At 69.5% G+C, this 18,020-nt stretch carries 15 protein-coding genes; 8 read left to right on the plus strand and 7 right to left on the minus strand.

Translation table 11 applies throughout. From position 1 onward, the window contains the following. Positions 1-203 (minus strand): hypothetical protein (locus tag ASG60_RS23250; RefSeq protein WP_210168485.1); only part of this gene is annotated, 203 nt, incomplete at its 3' end. Between the two features lie 278 nt (positions 204-481). Between ASG60_RS23250 and ASG60_RS03870 the strand changes: the two genes are divergently transcribed. Both ASG60_RS03870 and ASG60_RS03875 read left to right on the plus strand, forming a co-directional pair. Next, positions 482-1,879: a pentapeptide repeat-containing protein gene (locus ASG60_RS03870; RefSeq protein WP_056263075.1), complete on the plus strand. Its 1,398-nt coding sequence runs from the start codon at positions 482-484 to the stop codon at positions 1,877-1,879. A 76-nt stretch (positions 1,880-1,955) separates the two neighbouring features. Beyond that, on the plus strand, positions 1,956-4,925 hold the full coding sequence (locus ASG60_RS03875; protein ID WP_056167795.1) for a response regulator: 2,970 nt from the start codon (positions 1,956-1,958) through the stop codon (positions 4,923-4,925). Positions 4,926-5,102: 177 nt separating this feature from the next. On the opposite strand, the gene ASG60_RS03880 is transcribed toward ASG60_RS03875, so the two are convergent. The 4 genes from ASG60_RS03880 to ASG60_RS03895 form a co-directional block, all read right to left on the minus strand. Continuing rightward, entirely contained in the window at positions 5,103-7,079 is a 1,977-nt protein-coding gene (locus ASG60_RS03880; protein WP_056384302.1) for an AI-2E family transporter, read from the minus strand. Positions 7,080-7,133: 54 nt separating this feature from the next. Beyond that, entirely contained in the window at positions 7,134-7,517 is a 384-nt protein-coding gene (locus ASG60_RS03885; RefSeq protein ID WP_056168094.1) for a response regulator, read from the minus strand. A gap of 302 nt (positions 7,518-7,819) precedes the next feature. Next, the gene (locus ASG60_RS03890; protein WP_056167800.1) at positions 7,820-8,002 is read right to left on the minus strand and encodes a hypothetical protein; all 183 of its coding nucleotides are present in this window, start codon (positions 8,000-8,002) and stop codon (positions 7,820-7,822) included. A 190-nt stretch (positions 8,003-8,192) separates the two neighbouring features. Next, entirely contained in the window at positions 8,193-9,572 is a 1,380-nt protein-coding gene (locus ASG60_RS03895) for an FAD/NAD(P)-binding protein (RefSeq protein ID WP_056384303.1), read from the minus strand. Positions 9,573-9,838: 266 nt separating this feature from the next. On the opposite strand from ASG60_RS03895, the gene chlG reads away from it, so the two are divergent. The 5 genes from chlG (at position 9,839) to ASG60_RS03920 (ending at position 14,798) form a co-directional block, all read left to right on the plus strand. Beyond that, the gene (chlG, locus tag ASG60_RS03900) at positions 9,839-10,735 is read left to right on the plus strand and encodes a chlorophyll synthase ChlG (protein ID WP_056384304.1); all 897 of its coding nucleotides are present in this window, start codon (positions 9,839-9,841) and stop codon (positions 10,733-10,735) included. A gap of 534 nt (positions 10,736-11,269) precedes the next feature. Next, positions 11,270-11,992: an amino acid ABC transporter permease gene (locus tag ASG60_RS03905; RefSeq protein ID WP_056167810.1), complete on the plus strand. Its 723-nt coding sequence runs from the start codon at positions 11,270-11,272 to the stop codon at positions 11,990-11,992. A gap of 41 nt (positions 11,993-12,033) precedes the next feature. Continuing rightward, the gene (locus ASG60_RS03910) at positions 12,034-12,726 is read left to right on the plus strand and encodes an ABC transporter permease subunit (protein WP_056167813.1); all 693 of its coding nucleotides are present in this window, start codon (positions 12,034-12,036) and stop codon (positions 12,724-12,726) included. An 89-nt stretch (positions 12,727-12,815) separates the two neighbouring features. After that, entirely contained in the window at positions 12,816-13,544 is a 729-nt protein-coding gene (locus ASG60_RS03915; protein ID WP_056168099.1) for an amino acid ABC transporter ATP-binding protein, read from the plus strand. 135 nt (positions 13,545-13,679) lie between these two features. Further along, positions 13,680-14,798, plus strand: a complete 1,119-nt coding sequence (locus tag ASG60_RS03920; protein WP_056384305.1) for a hypothetical protein — start codon at positions 13,680-13,682, stop codon at positions 14,796-14,798. A gap of 45 nt (positions 14,799-14,843) precedes the next feature. Here the strand turns inward: ASG60_RS03920 and ASG60_RS03925 are convergent, their stop codons facing one another. Beyond that, a complete protein-coding gene (locus ASG60_RS03925; RefSeq protein WP_056384306.1) occupies positions 14,844-15,098 on the minus strand; it encodes a hypothetical protein in 255 nt (84 codons plus the stop codon). Between the two features lie 147 nt (positions 15,099-15,245). Here ASG60_RS03925 and ASG60_RS03930 point away from each other — a divergent pair, with 147 nt between their 5' ends. Then, a complete protein-coding gene (locus ASG60_RS03930; RefSeq protein ID WP_056384307.1) occupies positions 15,246-16,310 on the plus strand; it encodes a YeiH family protein in 1,065 nt (354 codons plus the stop codon). 12 nt (positions 16,311-16,322) lie between these two features. On the opposite strand, the gene ASG60_RS03935 is transcribed toward ASG60_RS03930, so the two are convergent. Continuing rightward, positions 16,323-18,011: a flotillin domain-containing protein gene (locus ASG60_RS03935; protein WP_056384308.1), complete on the minus strand. Its 1,689-nt coding sequence runs from the start codon at positions 18,009-18,011 to the stop codon at positions 16,323-16,325. Between the last annotated feature and the right edge of the window lie 9 nt (positions 18,012-18,020).

Below are 18,020 nucleotides of genomic sequence, written 5' to 3' on the forward strand. Positions count from 1 at the left end.
AAACACCACCCCAAAGACAAAAACAGTGGACCATCCAGCCAAAGCCGGATCATCCATCCGATAACGCCTCCAAGAGAACCGGCGCCGCCGCCAAGACCAAAGTCCCGCTGGCCGCCGCCGATGAACAGGCTTCTACGGGCCCACAGCCCAACCGTCAACGGCCAAATGGCGGGGAAACGAAATTTTCGCGACGAAAGCGTCATCCCGCCTCACACAGCCCTGGAAACGTAGGGAAACAGGGCTGCAAGCCGGCTGCTCGGTCCAATCTGTCTTCAGCACGCACCTCTTTCAGCATCCTTGGTCATCCTTCTGGACAGACAGGGAGGGGCGCGACGCCGTTCGGGTTTGACACCGGCGCGGGGGCCGTCGACACCGCCGGTGACGTTCCTGCTGCCGCCCCCGCTGCAGGGTGCCGTCGGACGCCGACCTGGAACGAAAGAGGCCAACCTTGACGGAGCAATCCGGCGCCGCCCGCATCCCGATTGCGCCAGCGGACAGGGGACCCGATGACCAAGCCGATGCGGACCCACGCGTCACCGCACTGCTTGCCCGAATCGCATCCTTCGCCGACGCCCCCACGCCGAATGGCGACCGCTTCGATTGTCGGGGCATCGACCTGCGGGGTCTTGGTCTCGGCCGCTCGCTCGATCCGGGTCGAGCCGGTTCCGGCGTGATGCCGGCCTGGTGGGACGGACAGCAGAACGGGCTTCGCCTCGCCAACGTGGATCTGCACGAGGCCACCCTCGAGGAAACGGACCTGGGCGGCGCGAACCTGACGGGCGCGAACCTTTCCGGTGCTCTCGGGCGCTCCGCCCGCTTCGACGGAGCCGTACTGGAGGAAGCCGATCTCGGCGGCGCCGATCTCAGCGGCGCCCACTTCACCGCAATGGCCGGAGGCGAGGCCAATTTCGACGAGGCCATGCTGGAAGACGCCCGTTTCGGCCAGGCTTCCATGCGTTTCGCCAAGCTGCGTCGCGCGCTCCTGGACGGCGCCGATTTCACCGGCGCCGACCTGTGGGGGGCCGACCTCACGGGTGCGGATGCGGATTACACGGTGTTTCGCGGCACCCGCCTCGATGAAGCCAAGCTCGGCAACGTCAACCTCACCTACGCGGATTTCGAGGGCGCCAGCCTGAAGAAGGCCAATCTCGCCGGATCGCGCCTGCAGGGCGCCAACTTCACCGGGGTCAAGCTCGACGGGGCGATCCTCGACGGCGCCGATTTCTCCGAGACCAGCCTGGTACGGCTCAACCTCTCCACCTGTTCCCTGCGCCACGTGCGCTTCGCCGGAGCCTGGCTCAACGGCACGCGGATGCGGGCCGAGCAGCTCGGCGGGGCCGTGGGCGAGGAGATCGCCGGCGAGTACAAGGCCGCGCAGGCGAGCTACCTCGCCCTGGAACAGAACTTCAAGAGCATCGGCGCCCAGGACGAGGCGAGCTGGGCCTACAAGCGCGGGCGCCGCATGGGCCGGTTCCACGCGGGCACCGAAGCGCGGGCAGCCTGGCATGCCCGCTCCGGCCGGGATCTGGCGCGGCACGGCTACCAGTGGGTCGCCGACCGCTTCGTCGAGTGGCTGTGCGATTACGGCGAGAGCCTGTCGCGGATCGCGCGGGCCTTCGTCCTCGTCATCGGCCTGTTCGCCGTGCTCTACGGCGTCGCCGGCGGCCTGATCCGCGAGGGCGGCGACGGCAGCCCGACCTACAACGTCCTCGATCTCGTGAGCTACAGCGCCCTCAACATGATGACGGCCAACCCACCCGAGATCGGCATCAAGCCCATCGGACGCTTCACCAACCTGCTGGTGGGCATCGAGGGCGCTGCGGGCATCATCCTCATGGGACTGTTCGGCTTCATCCTCGGCAACCGCCTCCGGCGCTGACGCGTTCGGCGAGCACCGGATGCGCCGGGTTCCGCGCGCACCGACCCCTTCCCCAATCTCAAGCCCAGGCGGCCCGATGACCCTAGCCTCCCCTCCGCGTTCCGCCGGTGGCCGGCGCGAGACGCGCCTGCTCGGCGGCCTGCCGGGCTCCCCCCTCGCCCTGGTGCTCATCGGCATCGCCGTGGCGGCGGGGATCGCGAACTATTGGGTGGGTGAGGCACGCCGGACGGAAGGCACGCGCCAGCACGCGGTGCTGACCCTGAGCGATCGCCTGCTCGCCAACATGGTCGAACTCGAAACCGGCATGCGTGGCTACATGCTGTTCGGGTCCGAGGAATACCTCGAGCCGTACCAGGCCGCCCAGGACACCGTCGGCGGGCAACTCGACGCCATCGAGTCTCTGACCAAGGATTCCTCTGGCCCAGGTCCCGGGCGCCTGCGCACCTTCGTGGAGGCCAAGCGCGCCTTCGCCGCCCGCGTCATCGCGGTGCGGCGGGCCGAAGGCTACGATCCGGCCGTGGTGCTGGCGCGGACCGGCGAGGGCAAGCGCACCATGGACGGGGTCCGGGCGGCGGCGAAAGCCCTGCAGGACCATGCCAATGCGAGTCTGGAGCGGATCGAGGGCCAGGACCGGACCTGGTCGCTGGTGCTCCTCCTCGTCTCCATCGCCTCGGCGCTGGCGGCCGTCGGCCTCCTCGGTCGCCTCGCCCTCGTGCGCCGGCGTGAGGAACAGCGCACGGCCGCCCTCCTCGACGGGGTGTTCGCGAATGCCCCCGTCGGCCTCGGCTTCCTCGACCGGGACTTGCGCATCCGTCACATGAACCGGGCGCTCGCCACCATGAACGAGCGCGGATTCGGAGCCGATCTCGGCGCGCCGATCTGGGCCATGCTGCCGACCCTGCAGGAGCAGCTGACCCCCAAGCTCCGGGCCGCCCGGGACGAAGGCCTCGTCACCACCAACGTCGATGTCGCCGTCCCGACCCCGAGCGCTCCGCGTGGGGTGCGCCACTTCCTGATGAGCTTCTACCCCCTTCGCGACAGCACCGGCGCGGGCGGCGCACAGGCCGATGGCGTCGGCCTCGTCGTGTCCGACGAAACCCTGCGCAAGCTGTCCGAGGAGCGCATGCGCCACAGCGAGGAGCGCTTCCGGTCACTGACCGAGGCCACCAGCGCGATCGTCTGGACGACGACGCCCGAGGGTGGCTTCGAGGTGACACCCTCGGAATGGACCCGTTTCACCGGTCAGACACCGCAGGCGGCCGCCGGGGCCGGGTGGCTGGAGGCGATCCACCCGGATGACCGGGCACGCACCAACGCGACGTGGATCAAGGCGGTGGACAGCCTTTCCCCCTACGAGATCGAGCATCGCATCCGCCGCCACGACGGCATCTGGCGGATCATGTCCGCCCGCGCCGTCCCGATCCTCGAGGAGAACGGCAGCATCCGCGAATGGGTGGGCACCCATTCCGACGTCACCGCGCGCAAGGAGGCCGAACTGGCGCTGGCCGCCGCCAAGGAGGCGGCGGAGGAGGCCAACCGGGCAAAGAGCCAGTTCCTCGCCAACATGAGCCACGAGTTGCGCACGCCGCTCTCCGCAGTGATCGGTTATTCGGAGATGCTGCAGGAAGAGATGGAGGATCTTGGCGAGGAGAGCCTCCTCGTCGACATGCGCAAGATCGAGGCGAACGCGCGACACCTCCTCGGGCTCATCAACGATGTCCTCGACCTGTCGAAGATCGAAGCCGAGCGGATGGAGATCTACGCCGAGACCTTCTCCGTCGCCGAGATCGTTCGGGATGTCGCCGCCACCGTGGAGACCCTCGTCGACAAGAAGGGCAACACCCTCGCGATCGAGGTCGCCGACGACCTCGGCGAAGCGCATACGGACCAGACCAAGCTGCGTCAGTGCCTCATCAACCTCCTAAGCAACGCGGCCAAGTTCACCGAGGGCGGCCAGATCACCCTGTCGGCCACGCGGAGCGAGGCGAGCGGGAGCGGGTGGCTCAACTTCCACGTCATCGATACGGGCATCGGCATGACGCCCGAGCAGCAGGCCAAGCTGTTCCAGCGCTTCACCCAGGCGGACGCCTCGACGACGCGGCGCTTCGGTGGCACCGGCCTCGGCCTCGCCATCACCCGCGCCTTCGCCGACATGCTCGGTGGCGCCATCGAGGTGACGAGCCAGGAGGGTGTCGGCACCACTTTCACCCTCCGGGTCCCGGCCGACTACGTCAGCACCTCGCCCCTGGAGGCCATCGGGCACGACGGCCCGCATGCGAGTCACCGCCTGCCCATGCCCGATGTCGCCTCGGGCAGCCACGTTCTCATCATCGACGACGACCCCTCGACGCGGGACCTCCTCGCACGCTTCCTCGAGCGCGATGGTTTCAGCGTGACGACGGCGAGCGACGGGCGCGAGGGCGTCGAACGGGCGCGAACCCTGCGGCCCCGGGTCATTCTCCTCGACGTGACCATGCCGCGCATGGACGGCTGGTCGGTGCTGCGCACCCTGCGGGCCGACCCGGAGCTCGGGGCCACGCCGATCATCATGGTGACCGTCCTCGACGAGCAGAACCTCGCCTTCTCGCTCGGGGCCACGGACTATCTTCAGAAGCCCATCGAGTGGACTCAGCTGAAGACCGCCATGGAGCGGTTCAAACCTTCGGAGAACGAGGGACCGGTGCTCATCATCGACGACGATCCCGATGCCCGCGAGCGGATGTCCGCGATGCTGATCCGCGAGGGCTGGCGGGTCGCCTCGGCCGAGAACGGCATCGCCGGACTCGAGGCGACGGCGGCCAAGAAGCCTTGCCTCATCCTCCTCGACCTGATGATGCCCGAGATGGACGGTTTCGGGTTCCTCAGGGCCCTGCGCGGCAAAGCGGAATGGCGCGACATTCCCGTGGTGGTACTCACCGCCAAGGACGTGACCGCAGAGGACCGTCGTCGCTTGGCGGGTCAGGCCGACCGGGTGCTCCAGAAGGGCCGCCTCAGCCTCAGCGATCTCTCGGAATCGCTTCGCTCGCTGGTGGCGCCGGGGGCCTGAGCACGGTGCGTGCCGGGTGATCGCTCCGCCCACCGGACGACGTCATAGAACGCGCCTACGACAGGCGGCGCATCCGGTGCGACGGATGCGCCGCCTGTCGTAGCGTGAAGACCGACCTCGGAACCGTGCCTTCGCGGCGCGGCCGCGAGCGCCAGCCGCATCCGCCGCTGTGAGGCGTCACGCAGCCACGGACGGTCCGAGCAGGTGTGGGATCGCCTGGGTGGGGGCGGGCGCGGCCTCGATGGGATCGGGACGGCGCTCGGAGAATCGCAGCGCCGCGTCGAGCGCCCCGTTCAGCGAAGTGACCAGCACGTCGGCCGAGATCGTGCGGCGGAGCCGGTCGAGGGAGGCGGGATCGCGCTCGCGCCAGAAGCCGACCAGAACCTTCACGCCGGGAATCGCCTGCCGCGCCTGGCGGACGGTGAGCCGGATCTGCGAGAGGCTCACCGGCTCGAGGTAGGAGAAGCACACCATGGCGATGCCGCCGACGATTTCGGGCCGCTCGCCCTGGCGCAGGGCCGCCATGGACATGACCTGCGCGGCCAATCCGTGCTGGCCCAGAATCTGGCTCAGCATCAGGGTGGCGGCCTCGTCGAACGGACCACGGCTCGACACGCACAGGACGGGGCAGGGACCGCGCCAGCCCGGCGCGAGATCGGCTTGAGCCCGCACGATGGCAGCCACCTGGCGATCGGGGCCGACGGCCGCGACGGCCGCCGAGGCCTCGGTGTTGCCGGTCTTAGCGCGGCCGCCTTTTGCTCGGCGCACGGGACGGGTGCCGAGACGCGTCACCACGGTGCGCAGCGACGTCCCGACCTCGCCCTGACGTTCGCGGTCCAGGGCCCCCCGCGCGAGATCCTCCTGCGCCAGGAGGAGGCCGGCGAGCACCACCTCGTCGTAATAGGTCACGAGGGCGCGCGCCTTGAGGAACAGTTCGCCCTGATCGATGGCCTCGGCCGGATCGCCCGCCAGCATGCGCTGGTAGAAGATCTCCGGCGGCGACAGGGCAGGCTGGTCGCCCAGGATCACGTCGAGGAACCACAGGCGCTCGATGTGGCGGCCCAGCACCACGAGACACACGGTGATCGGGGTGGCGAGGACGAGGCCGATGGGCCCCCACAGGAAGGCCCAGAGCGTGGCGGCAAGGATGACCGCGATGGGCGAGAGACCGGTCGAGTGACCGTAGAGCAGCGGTTCGATGACGTGGCCGGCGATGGGCTCGACCACGACGAACAGAACCGCCGTGGCGATCACCATGGTCCAGCCCGGATCCACCGCCGCCGCCACCACGAGGGGCAGCAGGGCACTGATGGCGGCCCCGACATAGGGTACGAATCGCATGATGGCGGCGAGCACGCCGAACAGGATCGGGTTGGGCACGCCGATCCACCACAGGCCGAGGCCGATGACGAACCCGAAGGCGATGTTGAGGCAGAGCTGGGCGAGGAAGAACCGGCTGAGACGGCTGACGGCGTCGTCGATGGCGGCCGTGGTCCGCCGCAGGTCGCCCGAGCCCGCGAGCCGGATGGCGCGGTTGCGCAGGTCCTCGCGCTGCAGGAGGATGAAGATCGTGAAGATCAGAATCAGTCCGGTGGTGGCGAGCGGGTGCAGGATGGGGGCCGCAAAAGCCCCGAGGGTGCCCAAAAACCCAACCTTGGCCGCCGCGATCTGCACGTGGAGCGGACGGTCGAGGCTGCCGTTGCTGCCCTGGGTGACGGCGTCCTTCAGCTCGGGCTGAAGCTGCGCGCCGATGTCCTGCACCATGTCGATCACCCGGGTGAGGGTGCCGCTTCCGGCGGTCGCTTCCTTCAGGGAGGCGATCTTGTCGCGCATGGTCAGCTGATAGCGCGGCAGGTCGGCGGCGAGTTGCGCCGCCTCGTTGGCAATGAGCAGCGCGATGCCGAGCAACGCTCCGAAGGCGGCGATCACCACCAGCATCACCGCCAGGGCCCGCGGCACGCGAACGCGCCGCAACAGGCGAACGGCCGGGACGAGGACGAAACTGAGCAGGATGGCCAGTGTCACCGGCACGAAGATGTCACGGCCGAAATACAGGGCCGCCGCGATGGTGATGACGAGCAGGCACGACGCCAGGGTCGTGAAGACCGGCATCGCCTGCCGGAGCAGGCGGGCGGTGATGGGATCGTCGCTCATGGGTACGCTATGGTCTCGTCAAGGGGGAGAGCGACGGGAGGATGCCGGGCAGGCTCAGGCGGCGACGGGCGCTTGCGGACCGACGGCGGCGTTGATCTGCGTCAGGAGCTTCGAGAAATCGACGGGCTTGGGGTGGTAGTCGTTACAGCCCGCCTGGATCGCCTTGTCGCGGTCGCCCGACATGGCATGCGCCGTCAGCGCGATGATCGGAATGCCCTGCGTGTCGCTGCCGGATTTCAGGACGCGGGCGGCCGACCAGCCGTCGAGGATCGGCAGGTTCATGTCGAGGAGGATCACGTCGGGCCGGGCCGTGCGAGCCTGTTGCACGCCGGCCTCGCCGTCATGGGCGAGGATGACTTCGTACCCGCGGCGCTTCAGCCGACGGGACAGGAAGTCCCAGATTTCCTCATGGTCTTCCACCAACAAGATCTTGGCCATCATCCGCTCCCCTGAATGTCCCTTCGAACGGTCCCTCGCGCCGGTCGGCGCGAAACGGCTCCGCCTGCCCATGTCCGCAAGGACCGGGCCTTCCATCGCCGCATTCGAGCCGGCGCGCGGGGAGGAGCCCCGGTCAGATCACCGGTAACCCCGCACGCCTGTGCCGCCACGAACGCAGGCCCTCGTCGCCGGCCGGACCACGCCTTGCCGACGCCGCCCGACCCTTCACCGTGCTGTGAACGCACAAGTCGCACGAACGGTCCCACCCCGCGCGCGGATCGGGCGAACGAGACGGTGACGCTTCAGCGCCGGACGGTCGCGGCGGGCTGAGGTCCCGGCAGCAGGCCGCTGTCCTGCATCACGATCAGGCCGAGCATCGCCGCCAGCAGCGTCGCCAGGGAGGCGAGGCGCCCAAGATGGCGCCGCCAGACCATCATGACGACGAAGACGACCAACAGAGCCAGGAGAAGCACGAAGGTGAGCATCGGAGCAGGCTCGGAACAAGAGGTGAGGGAAGCGAGGCCGGCCCGCGCGCCGCCGGTTCGATGGACACCCTCCGCCGGAGAGCCCGAGCGGTCATGTCCTGTCGATGACGGGCTGTCACGTCCGAATCGTCACGGACTCCGCCCGGCGGAGCAGGGTGGCGCTCGAATGCGAACGGCGCCCGATCGAATTTCAACCCGGGACGGAGAGCGTCCGCGCCACCGCGCCCGCGAGGCCGGCAGCCTGATTGCGGATGTCGGGTACGGCCGTGCACTCCCACAGCACGCCACGCAGGAGCGGACCGACCACCCAGAGGGGGCCAGCCTGCACCGAACCGCGGGCCGCGAGGTCGGCGGACGCGTCGAGGCCGATCCCGAACGGTCCCGGCCGGACCAGCCCACGCTCCATCAATCGGCGAATCAACGCATCGTCGGTCTCCGCCACGCGTCCGATGCCGGTGGCGTCGAGGATGCACTGGACGGCGAGGGGCTCGTCCTCGGCCGCTCCGCGCGGACGCAGGGTCACGATGGCCTCGGCCGCCGTGTCGGTGATGGAGCGGATCCGCCCGGCCCGCACCACCAGGGTGCCGCGGGCGATCTCGTCGGCGGTGGCCTCGGCGGCCGGCGGCGCCGCGCGGTGCCGGTGGATGTCCCAGAACGGACGCAGGTGGCGCAGGAAGCGGGCCTGCTCGGAGGCGGGCAGATCGCGCCACACGGTATCGGTGACCGGCCGCAGGGCGTCGATCACTCCGCGCCAGCCGAGGCCCGCCGCTCCCGCCCGCTCGATCTCGCGCCGGATGCGGGCGGCGAGGGCGGAGACCGTGTTCACGCCGGTGAGATCCGGCATCGGCCACGGCTGGACGGGCGCATGGGCGCTGGGGAGAAGGCCCCGCCGGGACAGGGCGACGATCCGTCCGGGAAACCCGTGCCGCCGCAGGGCCGCCACGGCGTCCACCATGGTCAGGCCCGTGCCGACGATGAGGACCGTTCGATCCGGGTGCAGGCGGCCGAAGCTCTCGGGCGCCCATGGGTCGGCCTGGTGGCGACTGCGCGGCGCCCCCGGCGCGCCGAGGTTGCCCATGGCGAGGACGGCGCCGGCAATGGGGTAGGACGCGCCGCCCTCCGTGCGGAGGGTGAAACCGCCGGGTGCCGGCTCGAGGTCGGTCACGGCATCGTTGACGAGGTCGAGGCGGGGCGGCCCGTCGCCCCCCGTCACCGCACGGGTGAGGAGATCGGTGAGGTAGCGTCCGTAGAGGCCGCGTGCCGCGAAGGTGCCGCCGGGCGTGACGCGGATGCCGGAGGCTTCGTCGCCGTCGAAGGTCGATTGGGCGAGCCAATCGGAGAAGTGCTCGGGCTGGTCGGGAAAGGCGCTCATGTTCGCCGCCCGGACGTTGAGGAGGTGATCCGGGTTGCCGGTGGCGTAGGCCCGCCCCCGACCGAAGGTGCCCGCGCGCTCGCACAGGAGCACGCGCCGCTGAGGCTCCAGGCGCGCCAGGAGCTGGATCGCGCTCATGGTGCCGCTGAAGCCCGCGCCGATCACGGCGATGGGACGCGGGGACTCCCTCGATGTCATCCGTTCTTTCCAGCTCCACTGACCGGCCGCCAGACTAGGGATGTCCTTTAAAACGAACAAGGCCGGCGGGCGAATTTTGGAAGCCCCCCCGCGAAACGGTGGCTTCGCACACGATAGTGCACATTCGCCGCACGATCGAAGGGGCGAAACATTCCTTAAAACGAACGCCGGAGCGCCGCGATCCGGGCATTCCCGACCGCTTGGCCGCCCTACCAAACGGCAGGGCCTTCCGGTAGCCTCCGGTACGGTGCGAAGGCGAGGGACGCATGAACGGGACGCAGCTCCATCCCGGTTACCCGGCACCGGCGGCGGTGCTAGAGCTGCTCAAGCCGGTGACGTGGTTCCCACCCATGTGGGCCTTCGGCTGCGGCGTGGTCGCCTCGGGCGTGCCGCTGGCCGGCCATTGGGGCGTGGCGCTGACAGGGCTCCTCCTCGCCGGTCCCCTGGTCTGCGCCACGAGTCAGGCGGTCAACGACTGGTTCGACCGGGAGGTCGATGCCATCAACGAACCCCACCGACCCATCCCCTCGGGCCGCATCCCCGGCCGCTGGGGCCTCGCGATCGCGTGGGCCTGGACCGGCCTCTCGCTCGCCGTGGCAGCCGGTCTCGGGCTTTGGGTCTTCCTCGCGGCCGTCCTCGGTCTGGCCCTGGCCTGGGCCTACAGCGCGCCGCCCCCGCGGCTGAAGCGGAACGGCTGGTGGGGCAACGCCGCCTGTGGGCTCTGCTACGAGGGCTTGGCCTGGGTGACGGGGCATGCGGCGATGCTGGGCGGCGCCCTGCCGCCGGCCACCTCCCTGATCCTGGCCGCCCTCTACAGCGCCGGCGCCCACGGCATCATGACCCTCAACGACTTCAAGTCCGTCGCGGGTGACCGCCAGATGGGCATCCGCTCCCTGCCGGCGAGCCTCGGGCCGGACCGCGCCGCGCATGTGGCGTGCTGGGTCATGGCCGTCCCCCAGGGAGCGGTCATCGGCCTCCTGCTGTCATGGGGCCGTCCCGTCGAGGCGGGCATCGTCGCGGCGCTCCTGGCCGGACAGGTCGCGATGATGCGTCACTTCCTCGCCAGCCCGACGGAGCGGGCGCTCTGGTACAGCGGCTTCGGCGTGCCCCTCTACGTGTTCGGCATGCTGGCGAGCGCCTTCGCGGCGCGCGCCCTGACGTAACGGAGCGGCCCGGTCTCACGCCCGCCGCACGGACCGGCGCGGGAGGCGTCCCCGGCGCAACGATCGTGATCCGCCGACCATTGTGGAATGACATCGGGCCGCCGTCCACAACCGGGAGGCCCCCGGGCGGCGCACGAACCCTTGTCGCCCTCGCGGAAGTCGGCAAGGCTACGCGCGGGACGAGCCGTTGATGCGCGTTCCCAACAGAACCGAGCAACAGAACAGCTCAAGAGAGCCGGCGGGGATCGACGCGGACGCGATGCGGGACACCAGCGAAGCGAGCGCCGGGAGCGCCGGCCCTGGACGCAGGTCGACCGGCGCCGGCCATGCTTTGGTCCGTTTGATGCTTGGCGAGCCAGCCCGGGTCCATCCGGGCCTCATCGGGCGTTCTCTCACTGCCATCACCGCTTCGCTCGCCCTGTCCCCCCGCGTCACGCGCGCCCCTCGCGCGATTCGGGGCCCTGAGCGTGCGAGACCATCCGGCGGCCCGCTCGATGGCGCCGCGACAGCCCCGCCCACAAGGAAGACGATGCGATGAACTACAACTGGAACTGGGGCATCTTCTTCGAAGCGTCGCCCGAGGGCACCGGCACCTACGCGGACATGCTGCTGTCGGGGCTGGCATGGACCATCGTCACGGCGCTCTGCTCCTGGGTCATCGCGTTTCTCCTCGGATCCCTCGTCGGCGTGATGCGGACCTTGCCGAACCGGGCCGCCAACGCCGTGGGCACGGCCTATGTCGAGCTGTTCCGCAACATCCCCCTGCTGGTTCAGATGTTCCTCTGGTACTTCGTCCTCCCCGAGGTGCTGCCAGAACAATGGGGCTCCTGGCTCAAGCAGCTCCCCAACGCACCCTTCTACACCGCCGTGCTGTGTCTCGGCTTCTTCACCGCCTCGCGCGTCGCCGAGCAGGTCCGCGCCGGCATCCAGTCCCTGCCACGGGGCCAGAAGATGGCCGGCACGGCCTTGGGCCTGACCGTGGGTCAGACCTACCGCTACGTACTGCTGCCCAACGCCTACCGCATCATCCTGCCGCCCCTGACGTCCGAATTCCTCAACAATCTCAAGAACACCTCCGTGGCCTTGACCATCGGCCTGCTGGAGCTGACGGCGCGTGCCCGCGCCATGCAGGAATTCTCGTTCCAGGTGTTCGAGGCCTTCACCGCCGCCACGATCCTCTACGTGCTCATCAACGTCGGAGTGATCTTCATCTCGTCCTGGATCGAGCGCCGCGTCGCCGTCCCGGGCAGCCGCTGAGGGTGCAATCCTCGCCTTCGCCCCATCAGAGGTAGCCTCCCATGCTCGCGAATTTCGATTTCTCCGTCATCACCAACTCGCTGCCCTACCTGTTCTTCGAGGGGATGCGCTTCACCCTGACCCTGACGGCGCTGGCCGCCGTCGGCGGCATCGTGCTCGGCACCTTCATCGCGATGATGCGGCTCTCGGGGCTTCCGGTGATCCCTCTGGTCGCCAAGGGCTACGTCAACCTGTTCCGGTCCCTGCCCCTCGTGCTGGTGATCTTCTGGTTCTACTTCCTGGTGCCGTATCTCGGCCAATGGGTGACGGGTGCAGACCGTCCGATGACGGTGGGGGCCTTCACCTCCTCGCTCGTGACCTTCACCCTGTTCGAGGCGGCGTACTTCTCCGAGATCATGCGCGCGGGCATCCAGTCGATCCCCAAGGGTCAGGCGGCCGCCGCTTCGGCGCTCGGCATGACCTACTGGACCTCCATGCGGACGGTGATCCTGCCCCAGGTCTTCCGCAACATGACCCCGATCCTGCTCACCCAGACCATCGTGCTGTTCCAGGATACGTCGCTCGTCTACGTGCTCTCGATCACCGACTTCCTCGGGGCCGCCTCGAAGATCGCCCAGCGCGATGGGCGCCTGGTGGAAATGTATCTGTTCGCGGCGGTCGTCTACTTCGCGGTGTGCTTCGCGGCCTCCCTGGCGGTGCGCCACCTGCAGAAGAAGATCGCCATCATCCGCTGATCGCCCGCCCCTCAACGCCTTCCATCGAGGATCGCCCCATGCGCGCCCCCCTGAATACTTCGTCGGCTCCTTCCGTCGGGACCGGCCCGATGATCACCATGACCAACGTCAGCAAGTGGTACGGGGACTTCAAGGTCCTGACCGACTGCACCACCGCGGTGAACAAGGGCGAGGTCGTCGTCGTCTGCGGGCCGTCCGGCTCGGGCAAATCAACCCTGATCAAGTGCGTCAACGCCCTGGAGCCGTTCCAGGAGGGGCAGGTGGTGGTGGACGGCACGCCCGTGCGCGACAAGCGCACGAACCTGCCCAAGCTCCGCGCCCGGGTCGGCATGGTGTTCCAGCACTTCGAGCTGTTCCCGCACCTCTCCATCGCCGAGAACCTCACCCTGGCCCAGGTCATGGTGCTCGGGCGCGACCGGGGCGCCGCCCTCGACAGCGGCATGGTGCTCCTCGACCGCGTCGGCCTGTCCGCCCACGCCAAGAAGTTCCCCGGCCAGCTCTCCGGCGGGCAGCAGCAGCGCGTGGCCATCGCCCGAGCGCTCGCCATGAACCCCATCGTCATGCTGTTCGACGAGCCCACATCGGCCCTCGATCCCGAGATGGTCGGCGAGGTTCTCGACGTCATGGTCCAGCTCGCCCGCGAGGGCATGACCATGATGTGCGTGACCCACGAGATGGGATTCGCCCGAAAGGTCGCCAATCGGGTGATCTTCATGGACAAGGGCGAGATCGTCGAGGACGCCACCAAGGACGACTTCTTCGGCAACGCCCGCTCGGAGCGCGCGCAGAACTTCCTCTCCAAGATCCTTCAGCACTGAAGGATCCCTCGGCACGGAATCCTGCAGAACCGAGTACAGCCACAGCGGACGGCCGGCCTTGACCGGAGCCGCGTTCTGAGGCCGGACTTCGATGGATGCGCCGGCGCGGGGCCGGCGGTCGGTCGAGTGGACCGCATGGGTAGACGAGCGCTTCTCCCTTGGGCCGGTCTCGCCCTCGCGGCAGGCCTTCTGGCGGGCACCGGCGCGGAGCTCCTGCCACGGGCCCACCTCGCGTGGCGGCTCCTGCGGGCGGCCGAAGATCCGCCCGCCCTGGCGCGCCTGCGCCTCGACCCCGTGGCGACGCCCGAGCGCGTAGCCGGCGAGATCGACGCCGCCCTGGCAGCGCAGGACGACAGCCTTGCCCAGAGCTTTCTCGAGCTCGCCGATGCGCGCGGGATTCCCGTCGATGCCACGCGGCGAACCCAAGTCGCCGCCTTGCAGCAGGTCGCCCCCTTGCACACGGCACGGGCCTTTGCCGAGGGGGCCCTCACGGGGCAAGCGGACAGCGGAGTCGGCCTCGCCGGCGCCTTCGCGGCGGATCTGACCGGCCTCGGCGACCTGCGCGACCTCGCACGCGAAGGAGGGCACCTCGTGCGCGACGAACCCTACGATTCGGTTCTGCTCGGGCTGGCGAGCGTCGGACTGGCGGCGACGGCCGCGACCTATGCGGGCGGCCTCGGTGCCGTCGTCCGGGGCGGCGCGACCCTGCTGAAGACGGCCCACCGTTCGGGGCGCCTCTCGCGTCCCCTCGCGGCGAGCCTCGGCCGATTGGCCCGGGAGAGCGTCGATCCGGCCGCAATGCGATCCATGGCGGTAGCCGCCGGCCGTTTCGATCTCGTCGCCGCCCGCACCGCTGCGCGCAACGGCATCCGCACGGGGGCCGTCACCGAACTGACGGCGCTCGGCGGTCGGGCCTACGCCCTGCAGACCCGGCTCGGAACGCGTGTTGTGTTTCAGGTCCTGTCGCTGGCGCGCTCTCCGGCCGAGGTCGGCCGCGCGGTGCGCCTGGCGGAGGGAATGGGCCCCGCGACGCGGGCCGTCCTCAAGCTCCTCGACCGCGCGGCCCTGGTGATCGGGGCCGTGCTCATGGAACTGGTGCGGACCGTGTGGCTGGCGCTGGGATGGTGTTGGGGGCTCGCCCTGTTCTGCCGCCGCTTGGGACTTCTGATCGGGCGCCTGATCTGGCCGAAGCCGCGGCGCGGACGCATAAACGCCGCAAGGTCTCTGCCCGTCGCAGCGGTCGCATCCGCCTGATCGGCCGGAGCGATCCGCAGTCGGCGGTTTTCGCGAAAGACGCGTTCAGCGCAAAGCGGCCACCTGCATGTCGACGGACTGGGGCACATCGGCCGCGAAGGTTCCGGCCGACGGTCCCTCGGCAACGTAGATCCGGCTCACCACCAACAACACGGCCAGCGCCCAGAACACGAGGGCGGCACGGCGTGTCTCGCCGTAGCCTCTCTGCTCAGCGCTCGGCTCCGCGCGCGGGCACACCGACGCCATCGGCTCACCGAAGGGGTCGAAGGCGGGCTGGCGCAGATCTCGAAGGTCGCTCATAGGGAGAATGTCGCGGCTCGAACCTCGCGGATCAATGGATGCGTTTTTCGAACTTGTGCGATTTCAGAGGGGGTTCTTCTCCTCTCACCACCGAGCGGGGAAGTTCCTTCCGGCCCGGCGGCAATCGCGCTTCAGACGTCCGCCTCGATGTCTGACCAGCTCCATCGAGCAAGCCCGAAAGGCGAGGCGGGGCTGACCGCTCTTCTTCCGGGCCTCCTCGTGTGCCTGGCGATCACGGGCGTCGCCAGGCTGCTGCAGGCCGGCGAGGAACACGTCTTCGAGCATCCCTATGTCGAGGCCCTGGTCATGGCGATCCTCCTTGGCATCGCCGTACGCAGCGTCTGGCAGCCGGGCGACCGCTTCCGCCGGGGCATCGCCTTCAGCGCCAAGCAGGTGCTCGAAGTGGCGGTCACCCTGCTCGGCGCTTCCCTCAGCCTCGGGGCCATCGTCGCCTCGGGGCCGGCCCTGCTCACCGGCATCGTCGGCACGGTGGTGGTGACCATCGGCGCCAGCTACGCCATCTGCCGCCTCCTCGCCCTGCCGGCGCGGATGGCGATCCTGGTCGCCTGCGGCAACGCCATCTGCGGCAACTCCGCCATCGCGGCGGTGGCGCCCGTCATCGGCGCCGATGGCGAGGACGTGGCCGCCTCGATCGCCTTCACAGCCGTCCTCGGCGTCCTCATGGTGCTGGGCCTGCCCCTGTTCGTCCCCCTCGTCGGCCTCTCGGAGAATCAGTACGGGGTGCTCGCCGGCCTGACGGTCTACGCCGTTCCGCAGGTCCTGGCCGCGACGGTGCCGGTGGGGCTGCTCAGCACCCAGGTCGGTACCCTGGTCAAGCTCGTGCGTGTGCTCATGCTCGGGCCCGTGGTGGTCGCGTGCTCGCTGATCGCCCGCTTCCTGCCCGTGGACGGTTCGACCGCCGCCCCACGGCCGGCCACCCTGCGCCTGACCCAGCTCGTGCCGTGGTTCATCCTCGGCTTCCTCGTGCTCGCGTCGCTGCGGTCCCTCGGGCTGATCCCGGACGCCCTGGTCGGACCGCTGAAGCATCTGGCCGGTCTCCTCACCATCGTGTCGATGGCGGCGCTGGGCCTCGGCGTCGACGTCCGGGTTCTCGCCCGCGTCGGCGGCCGCGTCACCGCCGCGGTGACCGGCTCGCTCCTCGTCCTGATCGCGACGAGCCTCGTCCTCATCAAGGTCCTGGGCATCGCCTGATCCGATCCCGGCTCAGGCCGTTCCAACCTCCGCCTTGGCCTTCGCCTGGTCGGTCTCGGATTCCCCCGCGACCGCGCCCAGAAGGTTGTCGATGGCGTGGCCGCCGCCCGTGAAGCCGGCCTCGCCCAGCAGGGTCTTCAGGATCGGCGCGTTGAACTGGTAGCGCATGAGCTGGCCGGAGAGGTTCTCCCCGAAGCCGGCCGCGCCCCGGCCCGCCCCCTCACCGCCCATCATCCTGCCGGCGTCGAAGATCCGGATCGACTCGATCTTCTCCACAGCCTTCATGCTCTCGCGCAGGGCCTCGGGGACGATGGCGATGCGCTTGAGGCTGGCTTCGAAGTCCCGGGCTTCCGACGACAGGACGTTGCGTGCTTCGTTCATCACGCGCTCGCGCTCGGCATCGGCCGCGCCGAGCTTGGTGATCGCCTCGGCCTTCGAGGCCGCCGCCGTCGCTTCGGCCTCCGCCAGGGTGGTGATCGCCATCGCCCGGTCCTCGGCCGCCTTGCGCTCGGCCTCGGCGTTGACCGTGATGGCGGTGGCGGCCTTCTCGGCCTCCTTCTTCGCCGCGATCACCGTGACCTGGCGCTCGCGCTCGGCGATTTCGATGGATTTGGCGGTGGCGACCTTCTCCTCGGCGGACACGGCCAGCGCCTCGGCCTCCTTCGCCCGCGCCTGAGCCTCCGACTGCGCCTTGGAGCGCTCGGCGACCCGAATGGCGTTCTCCTGGATCACGAGCTGCCGGTCGCGCTCGGCCTCGGCGGTGCGGGTGGCGATGGCGAGATCGGATTCGATCCGGGCCGTCTCGGCCGCCCGGCGAGCCTCGGCCTCGCGCAGCTTCACCGCCTGCTCGCGCTCGATGCGGGCGGTCTCCTCGCTCTGCTGGGCCGCCTGCTCCGCCTTGGCCTGCTCGGCCCGGGTCTCGGCCGTGCGGTTGGCGATGTCGCGGGCCTGGGCGAGCTGGGCCTCCTGCGTCTCCTTGGTGATGGTGAGCTGCTTCAGGGCCGTCTCGCGGTCCTTCTCGGCGACGTTGACCTCGGCTTCGCGGACGATCTTGTTGCGCTCCTGGCGCCGATCCTCGGTGATCTTCTTGAGGACGGTCAGGCCTTCGGCGTCGAAGGAATTGTCGGGGTTGAAGAACTCGATGGAGGTCTGGTCGAGGCGGGTGAGGGAGGCGGATTCGAGCTCGAGGCCGTTGTGGCGCAGGTCGCCCGACACGGCCTCCTGCACGCCCTTCACGAATTCCGAGCGCTTCTCCTGCAGGTCGGGCAGGGTCATGCCGGCGGCGACCGAGCGCAGGGCATCGACGAACTTCGCCTCGACGAGCTCGCTGAGCTTGCGCGCGTCGTTGGTGCGGTCGCCCAGCGTCTGGGCGGCGAGCGCGATGGAATCCTCCTTGGGCTCCACGCGCACGTAGAACTCGACGGTGATGTCAGCCCGCAGGCGGTCCTTGGTGATGAGCGAGGCCGCGCCGTCGCGCTTCACCTCGATGCGCAGGGTATTGAGGTTCACCATGGCGATGGAGTGGAACACCGGCAGCAGCACCGCGCCGCCGTCGACCACGACCCTGCGGCCACCGAGCCCCGTGCGGACGAAGGCGGTGTCGCGCGTCGTCCGGCGGTAGAGCCGCCCGAACACGAACCCGATGCCCAGGAGGGCGACGACGACCGTGCCGACGAGCACGGCGATGTTCACGAGATCCATGGGACGAAA

The sequence above is a fragment of the Methylobacterium sp. Leaf469 genome, from assembly GCF_001424745.1.
In the GTDB taxonomy this organism is placed as follows: Bacteria; Pseudomonadota; Alphaproteobacteria; order Rhizobiales; family Beijerinckiaceae; genus Methylobacterium.

Bases quoted from the DNA above. Each gene is read 5' to 3' on its own strand.
- ASG60_RS03875 (WP_056167795.1), top strand. From the start codon at position 1,956: ATGACCCTAGCCTCCCCTCCGCGTTCCGCCGGTGGCCGGCGCGAGACG.
- ASG60_RS03880 (WP_056384302.1), bottom strand. From the start codon at position 7,079: ATGAGCGACGATCCCATCACCGCCCGCCTGCTCCGGCAGGCGATGCCG.
- ASG60_RS03885 (WP_056168094.1), bottom strand. From the start codon at position 7,517: ATGGCCAAGATCTTGTTGGTGGAAGACCATGAGGAAATCTGGGACTTC.
- ASG60_RS03890 (WP_056167800.1), bottom strand. From the start codon at position 8,002: ATGCTCACCTTCGTGCTTCTCCTGGCTCTGTTGGTCGTCTTCGTCGTC.
- ASG60_RS03895 (WP_056384303.1), bottom strand. From the start codon at position 9,572: ATGACATCGAGGGAGTCCCCGCGTCCCATCGCCGTGATCGGCGCGGGC.
- chlG (WP_056384304.1), top strand. From the start codon at position 9,839: ATGAACGGGACGCAGCTCCATCCCGGTTACCCGGCACCGGCGGCGGTG.
- ASG60_RS03905 (WP_056167810.1), top strand. From the start codon at position 11,270: ATGAACTACAACTGGAACTGGGGCATCTTCTTCGAAGCGTCGCCCGAG.
- ASG60_RS03910 (WP_056167813.1), top strand. From the start codon at position 12,034: ATGCTCGCGAATTTCGATTTCTCCGTCATCACCAACTCGCTGCCCTAC.
- ASG60_RS03915 (WP_056168099.1), top strand. From the start codon at position 12,816: ATGATCACCATGACCAACGTCAGCAAGTGGTACGGGGACTTCAAGGTC.
- ASG60_RS03920 (WP_056384305.1), top strand. From the start codon at position 13,680: ATGGGTAGACGAGCGCTTCTCCCTTGGGCCGGTCTCGCCCTCGCGGCA.
- ASG60_RS03925 (WP_056384306.1), bottom strand. From the start codon at position 15,098: ATGAGCGACCTTCGAGATCTGCGCCAGCCCGCCTTCGACCCCTTCGGT.
- ASG60_RS03930 (WP_056384307.1), top strand. From the start codon at position 15,246: ATGTCTGACCAGCTCCATCGAGCAAGCCCGAAAGGCGAGGCGGGGCTG.
- ASG60_RS03935 (WP_056384308.1), bottom strand. From the start codon at position 18,011: ATGGATCTCGTGAACATCGCCGTGCTCGTCGGCACGGTCGTCGTCGCC.